Source organism: Christiangramia aquimixticola (assembly GCF_048285835.1).
Classification (GTDB): domain Bacteria; phylum Bacteroidota; class Bacteroidia; order Flavobacteriales; family Flavobacteriaceae; genus Christiangramia; species Christiangramia aquimixticola.
The window spans coordinates 1-289 of sequence record NZ_JBLVTL010000272.1 but is presented as its reverse complement, the minus strand read 5'-3'; the positions used below and the strand labels follow the sequence as shown (position 1 = coordinate 289).

Below are 289 nucleotides of genomic sequence, written 5' to 3'. Positions count from 1 at the left end.
GCTAATCACTGAGCGTAAGGGCGAAATCCTGATTTTCAAGGATGATAAATTTACTGGAGAAAAAGTCCAAGGTCTTCCACCTGTCCACAATGTAAACCAAGCGGGTTTGCTGGACATTGCTGCCCATCCAAAGCATGCTGAAAACGGCTGGATCTACATTGCCTATGCCAAGCATTTTGAGGATAGCACAGCTGCAACCACCATCATGCGATTCAAGCTGGAAGGAAATAATGCGGTAAATCAGGAAGAACTGATCGTGGCCGGGCCATCCTGGAAAGGTGGACGTCAC

Annotated in this window: 1 protein-coding gene; it reads left to right on the top strand. The window is 47.8% G+C overall.

The features are described from left to right. Positions 1–4: 4 nt before the first annotated feature. Positions 5–289 (top strand): PQQ-dependent sugar dehydrogenase (locus ACNKXV_RS14455; protein ID WP_417908404.1); only part of this gene is annotated, 285 nt, incomplete at its 3' end.